The 9,967-nt window shown below is 67.9% G+C and carries 8 protein-coding genes; 4 read left to right on the top strand and 4 right to left on the bottom strand.

The annotated features are described in order from the left end of the window. Positions 1–266 precede the first annotated feature (266 nt). The 3 genes from ACE3OG_RS10560 to ACE3OG_RS10550 all read left to right on the top strand — a co-directional run bounded on the left by ACE3OG_RS10560 (position 267) and on the right by ACE3OG_RS10550 (position 3,264). On the top strand, positions 267–1,523 hold the full coding sequence (locus ACE3OG_RS10560) for a flavin monoamine oxidase family protein (RefSeq protein ID WP_374308353.1): 1,257 nt from the start codon (positions 267–269) through the stop codon (positions 1,521–1,523). Between the two features lie 69 nt (positions 1,524–1,592). Further along, positions 1,593–2,771, top strand: coding sequence for a GNAT family N-acetyltransferase (locus ACE3OG_RS10555; RefSeq protein WP_374308351.1), 1,179 nt, complete (start codon positions 1,593–1,595; stop codon positions 2,769–2,771). Positions 2,772–2,832: 61 nt separating this feature from the next. After that, a complete protein-coding gene (locus ACE3OG_RS10550) occupies positions 2,833–3,264 on the top strand; it encodes an HIT family protein (RefSeq protein ID WP_374308349.1) in 432 nt (143 codons plus the stop codon). 116 nt (positions 3,265–3,380) lie between these two features. Here ACE3OG_RS10550 and clpA read toward each other — a convergent pair whose 3' ends face one another. The 3 genes from clpA to ACE3OG_RS10535 form a co-directional block, all read right to left on the bottom strand. Next, the gene (clpA, locus tag ACE3OG_RS10545) at positions 3,381–5,861 is read right to left on the bottom strand and encodes an ATP-dependent Clp protease ATP-binding subunit ClpA (protein WP_374308347.1); all 2,481 of its coding nucleotides are present in this window, start codon (positions 5,859–5,861) and stop codon (positions 3,381–3,383) included. An 11-nt stretch (positions 5,862–5,872) separates the two neighbouring features. Further along, entirely contained in the window at positions 5,873–6,229 is a 357-nt protein-coding gene (gene clpS / locus ACE3OG_RS10540; protein WP_374308361.1) for an ATP-dependent Clp protease adapter ClpS, read from the bottom strand. Positions 6,230–6,657: 428 nt separating this feature from the next. After that, positions 6,658–6,999: a phasin family protein gene (locus ACE3OG_RS10535; protein WP_374308345.1), complete on the bottom strand. Its 342-nt coding sequence runs from the start codon at positions 6,997–6,999 to the stop codon at positions 6,658–6,660. Between the two features lie 246 nt (positions 7,000–7,245). On the opposite strand from ACE3OG_RS10535, the gene ACE3OG_RS10530 reads away from it, so the two are divergent. Beyond that, on the top strand, positions 7,246–9,147 hold the full coding sequence (locus tag ACE3OG_RS10530; protein ID WP_374308343.1) for a D-alanyl-D-alanine carboxypeptidase: 1,902 nt from the start codon (positions 7,246–7,248) through the stop codon (positions 9,145–9,147). A gap of 71 nt (positions 9,148–9,218) precedes the next feature. Here the strand turns inward: ACE3OG_RS10530 and ACE3OG_RS10525 are convergent, their stop codons facing one another. Beyond that, entirely contained in the window at positions 9,219–9,950 is a 732-nt protein-coding gene (locus tag ACE3OG_RS10525; protein ID WP_374308341.1) for a DnaJ domain-containing protein, read from the bottom strand. Positions 9,951–9,967 lie beyond the last annotated feature (17 nt).

Below are 9,967 nucleotides of genomic sequence, written 5' to 3'. Positions count from 1 at the left end.
GGCGAGCCCGGTCAGGAGGGAATAGAGGTGCGATTTCCGCCCAGAGGGCGTCGGGCAGCAGCTTCTTGGCCATCCCTCACGGTCAACCAAACATGGTTAACAAAGGGTTTTGTTAGGGCCTCTTAACGCTCCATATGCTGCTCACGGCTCCTCCTTCAGCCTTCGTCGCGGCGAGGTTCGCGCGAACGGCGCTGATTGTCACGCAAGAGAGATATCGTGCAAGAACGTCGCCGCCGGCGGCTGGCGGATGCGGAGCGAGGAGCGCGATGAACGACGAATCGGCCGATTTCGACGTGATCATCCTCGGCGCCGGCGCGGCGGGCCTTTCCGCCGGCCGCATCATCGAGGCGGCGCAGCTCGCCTTCGTCATCCTCGAAGCGCGCCAGCGCGTCGGCGGACGCGCCTTCACGCAAACCGTCGAGGGCTTCGCGCTCGACCACGGCTGCGCCTGGCTGCATTCGGGCGACCGCAATCCCTTCACGCGCGTCGCCGCCGAGCTCGGCTTTTCCGTCGACCGCTCGCCGACGCGCTGGGGAGCGCAGGATTTCGATCCGTCCTTTTCCGACGAAGACAGGAGGGGCGCCCGCGCCGCTTCGGAGCGCTTCTTCGCGAGCGTCGAAACCGCCGACCTCTCGGGCGGCGACTTCGCCGCGGCGCGCCTTCTCGAGCCGGGGAACCGCTTCAACGCGATCGTCGAGGCGCAATGCGCCTACATCAACGGCGACGGGCCGGCCAAGGTGTCGGTCCTCGACTGGCGACGCTACAAGGATAGCGGCGTCAACTGGCGGCTCGAGCGCGGCTATGGCGCGCTCGTCGCCGCTTTCGGCGCCGGCCTGCCCGTGCGTCTCGGCGCGCAGGCGACGCGCGTCGACCATTCCGGCGCGAGGATCGTGGTCGAGACGCCGCGCGGACGCCTGAGCGCGCGGGCGCTGATCGTGACCCTGCCGGCGAGCCTGATCGCGCAGGAGGCGCTGTCCTTCCATCCCGCCCTGCCGGGCAAGAGCGCGGCCGCCGCCGGCCTGCCGCTCGGCGCCGCGAACAAGCTCACGCTCGCCGGCGATCCGGCCGACCTGCCGCCGGAAGGCCATTTCCTCGGCGATCCCTTCGCCGGGCGCACGGGCGCCTGGCGGACGCGCCCCTTCGGCCTGCCCCTGATCGAAGGCTATTTCGGCGGCGACCTCGCGCGCGAGCTCGAAGCCGGAGGCGAAAACGCCTTCCTCGACTTCGCGAGGGGCGAGCTTTCGCGCATCTTCGGCGCCCGTTTCGCGCAGCGGCTGCGCGTCGTCGGCGCGACCGCCTGGACGAACGATCCGTTCTCGCGCGGCGCCTATTCCTACGCCTCGCCGGGCTGCGCCGACAATCGCGCCAGGCTCGCCGCACCCGTCGACGGGCGGATCTTCTTCGCCGGGGAAGCCTGCTCGATCGGGAGCTTCTCGACCGCGCACGGCGCCTATGAAACGGGCCGCGCGGCGGCGCGCGGCGCGATCGCGGCCTTGAAGGCGACGGGCGCGCCGCGCCCTTGACCGGCCGGGCGCGGGCGTGTCTGCTCGGCCGCGCCCCGCTCCCGACCTCACGGGCAACGAACGAGGCGCATGGAAGACGCCCTGAAAATCGAGATCGCAACGTCCATCGCCGCAATCGACGCCGCGCAATGGGACGCCTGCGCCAATTCGGGCGACAGCTACAATCCCTTCGTCTCGCACGCCTTTCTGAAGGCGCTGGAAGCCTCGAAGTCGGCCTCGCCCCGCGCCGGCTGGGCGCCGGCGCATGTGCTGGCGCGGTCCGGCGCAACGCTCGTCGGCGCCGCGCCGACCTATGTGAAAAGCCATTCGATGGGCGAATATGTCTTCGATTTCGGCTGGGCCGACGCCTATCTGCGCGCAGGGCTCGACTATTATCCGAAGATCCAGGTCGCCTCGCCCTTCACGCCGGCGACGGGGCCGCGGCTGCTCGCCCTGCCTGGCTGCGAGGCGCGTGCGCGTCCGGCGCTGATCGGCGGCCTGCGCGCGCTGCGCGGCAAGGCGGAGGCGTCGTCGATCCACGTCACCTTTCCGACCCGGGAGGAATGGGAGGCGCTAGGCGCCGCCGGCTTCCTGCTGCGCACGGGACAGCAGTTCCATTTTCTCAACAAAGGCTACGGCGATTTCGCCGGCTTCCTCGACGATCTCGCCTCGCGCAAGCGCAAGATGATCAGACGCGAGCGACGCGAGGCGCTCGCCGGCGGGATCGACATAGACCTCCTCACCGGCGCCGACATCAAGGAGCGCCACTGGGACGCGTTCCACGAATTCTACGAGGACACCGGCGCGCGCAAATGGGGCCAGCCGTACCTGACCCGCGCCTTCTTCTCCATGGTCGGGGAGGCCATGCCGGAGCGCATCCTGCTCGTGATGGCGCGGCGCGGGACGCGCTACGTCGCCGGGGCGATCAACTTCATCGGCTCGGACGCCCTCTATGGCCGCAACTGGGGCGCGATCGAGGACGTCCCCTTCCTGCATTTCGAGGTCTGCTATTATCAGGCGATCGAATTCGCCATCTCGCGCGGCCTCGCGCGCGTCGAGGCGGGCGCGCAGGGCGAGCACAAGCTCGCGCGCGGCTACGGTCCCGTCCCGACCTATTCGGCCCACGAGATCGCCGATCCGCGGTTCGCGAGGGCGATCGGCGAATATCTGCGCCGCGAGCGCCTTCAGGCGGAGCTGGAGCTCGAGGGCTACGCCACGCTGACGCCGTTCAGGCGCGGCGAGGCGACGCCGGAGCCCGACGGCTTCTAACGGGCTTGACGACCGCCCGCGACGCCCTATTCCTGCGCGAACCGAGAAGCGGAGGAACGCCGTGACGACGCCCTATGAGGACTCCAATATCTTCGCCAAGATCCTGCGCCGCGAAATCCCCTGCGTGAAGGTTTACGAGGACGACGTCGCGATCGCCTTCATGGACGTCATGCCGCAGGCCGACGGCCATGTGCTCGTCGTTCCGAAGGCGCCTTCGCGCAATTTTCTCGACGCCGATCCGGCGACGCTCGCCGCGCTCGCCCCGCGGGTGCAGAAGATCGCCCGCGCCGTGAAGGACGGCCTCGGCGCCGACGGAATCACCATCATGCAGTTCAACGAGCCGGCTAGCGGGCAGACGGTGTTCCATCTGCATGTCCATATCCTGCCGCGCTGGGAAGGCGTCGAGCTGCGCCGCCACAGCGGCGACATGGTCAAGGCTGACGCGCTGGTCCCGCTCCGCGACAGGATCGTCGCGGCGCTCGAGGCCGCCTGAGGCGCGGCTGAAGCCGGCCGCCGGAAACGAAAAGCCGCGGCGCAGGCCGCGGCTTTTTCTATTTGCGCCAGGGACGCGGCCGGAGAGGCTTCCTGTCCGATGCGGTTCGCGAAGCCTCAGTGCTTCGTTTCGGACTCGTCGGCGTAGGGCTCGGCCTCGTCGTCGTCGTCATAGTCCTCGTCGATATCCTCGTCGTCCTCGCCTTTCAGCTTGCGCGAGCGGGCCCGGCGCACCTCCGGCTCGGAGCGCACGCGCTTCCTGCCGGCCTCGACGATGTCCTTCTCCGGGCGCGGCAGCACGGGACCTTCGGGGAAGACGAAGCCGAGCTTCTTGACCCCGTCCTCCTCCTGCACGACCACGCGCACCGTGCCGCCGTTCTTGAGGCGCCCGAACAGCACCTCGTCGGCGAGCGGCGTCTTGATCGTCTGCTGGATCACGCGGGCCATCGGCCGCGCGCCCATGTGCTCGTCATAGCCGTTTTCGACGAGCCAAGCTCTCGCCTCGTCGGCGAGCTCGATCGTGACGTTGCGGTCGGCGAGCTGCGCCTCGAGCTGCATGATGAACTTGTCGACGACCTTGACGATGACGTCATGCGGCAGATGGCCGAAGGCGACGACCGCGTCGAGGCGGTTGCGGAATTCGGGCGCGAACATGCGGTTGATCGCCTCGACGTCCTCGCCCTTCCGCTTGCCGGCGGTGAAGCCGTAGGATTCGCGCGTCATGTCGGCCGCGCCCGCGTTCGTCGTCATGATCAGGATGACGTTGCGGAAATCGACCTGCTTGCCGCTGTGGTCCGTCAGCTTGCCGTGGTCCATCACCTGCAGAAGGATATTGTAAAGGTCCGGGTGCGCCTTCTCGATCTCGTCGAGCAGCAGCACGCAATGCGGATGCTGGTCGATCGAGTCGGTGAGCAGGCCGCCCTGGTCGAAGCCGACATAGCCGGGAGGCGCGCCGATCAGCCGCGAGACGGTGTGTCGCTCCATGTACTCGGACATGTCGAAGCGCACGAGCTCGACGCCGAGCGCGGTCGCGAGCTGGCGGGCGACCTCGGTCTTGCCGACGCCGGTCGGGCCCGAGAACAGGTAGCTGCCGATCGGCTTCTCGCCGTCGCGCAGGCCGGCCCTCGCCAGCTTGATCGCCGAGGTGAGCGCGGCGATGGCGCTGTTCTGGCCATAGACCACCCGCTGCAGCGTCTCGGTGAGATGCTCGAGCACCTCGGCGTCGTCCTTCGAGACGGTCTTCGGAGGAATGCGCGCCATCGTCGCGATGGTCGTCTCGACCTCCTTGATTCCGATCGTCTTCTTGCGCTTGGCCTCGGGCAGCAGCATCTGGCTCGCGCCGGTCTCGTCGATCACGTCGATCGCCTTGTCCGGCAGCTTGCGGTCATGGATGTAGCGCGCGGACAGCTCCACCGCGGCCTTGATGGCCTCATTGGTGTAGCGGATCTTGTGGAACTCCTCGAAATAGGGCTTCAAGCCCTTCATGATCTCGATGGCGTCCGGCACCGACGGCTCGTTGACGTCGATCTTCTGGAAGCGGCGGACCAGCGCGCGGTCCTTCTCGAAATACTGGCGATACTCCTTGTAGGTCGTCGAGCCGATGCAGCGCAGCGTGCCCTGCGCGAGGGCGGGCTTCAGCAGGTTCGACGCGTCCATGGCGCCGCCCGAGGTCGCGCCGGCGCCGATCACTGTGTGGATCTCGTCGATGAACAGGATCGCGTTCCTGTGGTTCTCGATCTCCTTCATCACCTGCTTGAGGCGCTCCTCGAAGTCGCCGCGGTAACGCGTGCCGGCGAGCAGCGTGCCCATGTCGAGCGCGAACACCGTCGCCTCGGAGAGCACCTCAGGCACTTCGCTCTTGACGATCTTGCGCGCGAGGCCTTCGGCGATCGCCGTCTTGCCGACGCCGGGATCGCCGACGAGGAGAGGATTGTTCTTGTGGCGGCGACACAGCACCTGGATCGTGCGCTGGACCTCGGCCTCGCGGCCGATGAGCGGATCGATGCGGCCCTCGCGCGCCTTCTTGTTCAGGTTGACGCAATAGGCGTCGAGCGCGCCTTCCTTCTTCTTGGCCTCGGCCGTCTCCTTCTCCTTGCCTTCGCGCCCTTCGGGCTCGTCCTCGGCGCCGCGCGGCGTCTTGGTCGGATCGGAGAGGCCGGGGCGCTTGGCGATGCCGTGGCTGATGTAGTTTACGGCGTCGTAGCGCGTCATGTCCTGCTCCTGCAGGAAATAGGCGGCGTGGCTCTCGCGCTCGGCGAAGACGGCGACGAGCACGTTCGCGCCCGTCACCTCCTCGCGGCCCGAGGACTGCACATGGATGACCGCCCGCTGGATCACGCGCTGGAAGCCGGCCGTGGGCTTGGCGTCCTCGCGGCCGTCGCCGACGAGATTGTCGAGCTCCTGCTCGATATAGTCGCGCAGGCTTTTCTTGAGCTGGTCGAGGTCGACGGAGCAGGCCCGCAGCACGGCCGAGGCGTCGGAGTCGTCCGTCAGGCTCAGGAGGAGATGCTCAAGCGTGGCGTATTCGTGATGCCGCTCATTGGCGACGGCGAGGGCCCGGTGGAGCGACTGCTCCAGATTGCGTGAGAAGGAAGGCATGGGCTCCTACCTCATTTCTTTTCCATGATGCACTGCAGGGGGTGCTGGTGCTTGCGGGCGTAGTCCATGACCTGCGTTACCTTGGTCTCGGCGACTTCGTAGGTGAAGATCCCGCATTCGCCGACCCCATGCTGGTGGACATGAAGCATGATGCGCGTGGCTTCTTCCGGCCCCTTGTTGAAATATTTCTTCAGGACGGCGACGACGAACTCCATGGGCGTATAGTCGTCATTCAAAAGAAGGACCCGGTACATGCTGGGTTTGCGGGTCTGCGTCTTCGTGCGCGTGATGACGGCCGTGCCCGAGCCTCCGTCGCCCGGACGTTTCTCGTCCTTGCCCGCGTCCCGCGGCGCCGAAGCCGCCGTCAGGCGCGGCGCCTGCAAGAAACCGGAATGCTTGTGCGCAGCCTTCGCCACGATTGGTCCCGCCTTCGCCATCCGCCCTATTTAGGTGCGGCGGACATGAAGCTCCAGTGAACAACGCCCCGAATGTTCTCGCAAGGGCGAATTGGCTTCGCCTCCCGCGCATCGGACAAACGAACGAAGCTCGCGCAAGGTTCGTCGACGCGGGCGCGCGATGGACGGCGCGCGGCGCCGAAAGCCGGCGAGCAAGAACCGCGCCGTCTCGACGGGGCTCCTCCGGCCGCCGGAAGTAGGGGACAAAAACACAAAGCCCGGCCAAGGCCGGGCTTCGAAGTTGCGCAAAAGCGGAGAAGCGGAGAAGCGCGTCGAGCGTCCGATGCGGACGCCCGCCGGGCCGCGGCCCTTATCCCGTTCGCGCCATCGCGGATTGACGCTCAGTTCTTGACCGGCTGATACTTGGAGACGATCGACTCGAGCGGCTTGAACGCCTCCTTGGCCAGCGCGGTGTAAAGCTCGCCGAGCTTGGTCGATTCGGCGACGAAATCGGCGTAGGCGGCCTTGGCGTACTCGGTCTGCAGCTGGATCGCGCTCTCGAGCGACTTCGCGCCAAGGAGCTTCTCAAGGAAGGCGGAGCCGTTCTCGAAGCTCTTCTTGGAGAAGTCGGTGGTCTCGGCGGCGATGGCCTGGAAAGCCTTCACGACGCCCTGAGAAGAAGCCGTGGCCGTCTCGAACTGCGACTTGCCGAACTTCTGAAAGTCTTCGATGGTGTTCGCCATATTCATGTTCCCTAGGTCGAGCTTGCGCCGACTCTCGTTTTCCTCAAGGCGGCTGTTGTGGAGCTGCGGATCGAGCTCGCAGGTCATGTATAGTGCGACGCACAATTCACGTCAAGGTTATATTGCGCTGCAACATAACGCGCCCGCGCCGGCTCCGCCGCTGCGGCTGCGCTTTTAACCAACGGGTAACTAAGGAGAATTAGCGTCTCGCGCTTGAGACATGCGCGGAAAGGCGGGGCGCGGCCAATGTTCTATCGGGATGCGGCGCTTCGCCGCAAGCTGGCTTGCGCAACGAAGCGCCTCCTGCGCGGCGGCCTCGGGGCGGCCGTCCTGGCTGCGCTTCTGGCGCTCGGCGCGGCGGCGCTTGCGCTCTCGGGCGAGCCCGCTCAGGCGCGCCAGCGCGCTCATTCCTATGGCCATCACGCCCATGCGGCGAAGCATTCTCACGGCAGTCGTCACGCGCACGCGGCGCGGCCCCGCTCCGTCCGCTACATGCATGCGCGCCCCTACGCCCAGGCGAACAATTTCGCGGCGGTCGTGATCGACGCCAACAGCGGCGAGACGCTGTACGGACGCAATGAGGACGAGCCGCGCCATCCCGCCTCGATCACCAAGGTGATGACGCTCTACCTCCTGTTCGAGGAGCTCGACGCCGGCCGTCTCAGCCTCGGCAGCGAAATCCCGGTCTCGCGTCACGCCGCGGCGCAAAAACCGACCAAGCTGGGGCTGAAGCCCGGCCGCACGATCCGCGTCGAGGACGCGATCAAGGCGATCGTCACGCGCTCGGCCAACGACATCGCGGTGGCGGTCGCGGAGGCGATCGGCGGCGACGAGGACGCCTTCGCGGCGATGATGACGCGCAAGGCGCGCGAGCTCGGCATGAACGGCACGACCTACGTCAACGCCTCGGGCCTTCCAGCCGACGCGCAGATCACCACGGCGCGCGACCTGACCATCCTCGGCCGCGCCATCGAGGAGCGCTTCCCGCGCTACTACCGCTACTTCGCGACGCGCGCCTTCTACTGGGCCGGCGCGACGATCATGAACCACAACCATCTCATGGAACGCGTCGAAGGCATGGACGGCATCAAGACCGGCTACACCAACGCCTCCGGCTTCAACCTCCTGACCTCGGTCAAGCGCGACGGCCGCTACATCGTCGCGGTGGTGATGGGCGGCGTCAGCGCGCCCGCCCGCGACCGCATCATGGCCGACCTCATCGAAGACCAGATAGACAAGGGCTCCACGGTGAAGGTCGCCTCGGCGCTGCGCGAGGCGCAGGCGAAGCTCGCGCTCGCCGGCGCGGCGGCGACTGAAGCTCCGCTCGCCTACGCCGACGCAAGGCCCGCGCTCGCGCAGAACGAGGCGCAGCGCGAGGCGCTCGCCGTCGTCTCGGGCGGGCGGCAGGAGCTTGATCCGGTCGCCGTCGCCTCGATCGCGCCTTCCGCCGCGCCCGCCGTCCCCGCTTCCGCCCCCGCTCCGGCGGCGCCGGCGCGCCAGCACGTGAAACTTCTGGCGGGCGCGCTGCTGCCGCAGCCTTTCGCCGCCCAGGCGCCGAACCCGCGCCAGAGCGCCGTGCGCACGGCCTCGCTCGACGGCGCCGGCGTCGGCGCGGTCCTGTTCGCGCCGCCGACCGTCGAGCCGTCCGCCCTGCGCTGGAACGCCGGCCTCGCCCCGGGCAAGACGCCGCGCTCGTTCGAGAAGCCCGCGGCGGGCGGACAGGCCGCGAGCCTCGCCCCTCCGCCGGCGCCCGGCGCGCCGAAGATCGCGATACGCGTTCCGATCGAGGAGGACGCGCGCGCCGCCAGGGCCGCGCGGGACAAGCTCGACGTCGAAGGCGAGGGAGAAGGCGACGCGGCCGACCAGACGGACGCGACCGGCCCGGAGACCCGGCCTGCCGCGCGCTCCGGCTGGCTGATTCAGGTCGGAGCGGCCGACGACGAAGACAAGGCGCAGGCGCTTCTCGCCAGGGCGCGGACGCAGGGCGGCGGCGCCCTGGCGGCGGCCGAGCCCTTCACGGAAAAGCTGCGCAAGGGCGAGGCGACGCTGTACCGCGCACGTTTCGCCGGACTTGAGGAAAAAAGCGCGAAAGAGGCCTGCAAGGCGCTGAAGAAAAGCGGTTTTTCATGCTTCGCAACGAAAAACTAACCCTTTTTCGTCATCATCGCGCTGTGATCGAAGAGCGCTCCTGACGCCGCGGGGCGCCGCACTCCGGACGCTCACAGATGACGCCGCATCAGAACTTCCTTCGCTTCATTGACACGCGCCGCCAGGTCGGTGGTCCCGCCATGATCTGGATGAAGCTTTTTCATAAGCGAGCGGTGCGACCGGACGACCTCCTCCCGCGACGCGCCCTTGCGAAGTCCCAGGACTTCATACGCTTCATCCTGGGTCATGGCGCCGGCGCGGGGACGCGATTCGAAGCCCCCCGCGTCGCCTTGAGCCTTGCGTGCCTGACGCCAGCCGGCAAACCGGCGATCGAGATAAGCCTCCAGAAGCCGGGCGCCCTCAGGATCGTCTCGACGGCAAAGCTCGTGGAGGGCTTCGCACTCCGCGCGAGTCAGCGACTCTAGCTCCCGCCCCTCCAGCGCGCCGGCCAGCACCGTTCCCGACATCCGGCCGGAGTCATGATCGAGCTGCATCTCGATCATCGCCGATCTGACGCAGGAGACGCGCGGCGCGGCTTTGCCGGAGGCTGAGGACGCCGCGCCGCCGGGAATAGTCCAGAACGGCCGCCCGCCGGCGTTGAGCAGCCAGAAGCCGAGGCCGCCGAAACCCATGGCGAAGGAAATCGCGCCGCGCGCCGCCAGAAACGCGGCGAACAGAAGCAGCGCCGCGCCGCCGCCGCGCCGGATGACGCGGGCGAGAGACGCAGGATCGGCGCGAGCGAAGGCGCGCAGGGCCGTCGTCGCGAGCCAGAAGATCAGGAGAGAGACGATCAGATAGATCATCGCGGCCGGTTCTTCAG

The sequence above is a fragment of the Methylocella sp. genome (genome assembly GCF_041905455.1).
In the GTDB taxonomy this organism is placed as follows: Bacteria; Pseudomonadota; Alphaproteobacteria; order Rhizobiales; family Beijerinckiaceae; genus Methylocapsa.
Note: the sequence above shows the minus strand (reverse complement) of the source record. Positions and strands in the feature narration are given on the sequence as shown.

Bases quoted from the DNA above. Each gene is read 5' to 3' on its own strand.
- ACE3OG_RS10560 (WP_374308353.1), top strand. From the start codon at position 267: ATGAACGACGAATCGGCCGATTTCGACGTGATCATCCTCGGCGCCGGC.
- ACE3OG_RS10555 (WP_374308351.1), top strand. From the start codon at position 1,593: ATGGAAGACGCCCTGAAAATCGAGATCGCAACGTCCATCGCCGCAATC.
- clpA (WP_374308347.1), bottom strand. From the start codon at position 5,861: ATGCCTTCCTTCTCACGCAATCTGGAGCAGTCGCTCCACCGGGCCCTC.
- ACE3OG_RS10535 (WP_374308345.1), bottom strand. From the start codon at position 6,999: ATGGCGAACACCATCGAAGACTTTCAGAAGTTCGGCAAGTCGCAGTTC.
- ACE3OG_RS10530 (WP_374308343.1), top strand. From the start codon at position 7,246: ATGTTCTATCGGGATGCGGCGCTTCGCCGCAAGCTGGCTTGCGCAACG.
- ACE3OG_RS10525 (WP_374308341.1), bottom strand. From the start codon at position 9,950: ATGATCTATCTGATCGTCTCTCTCCTGATCTTCTGGCTCGCGACGACG.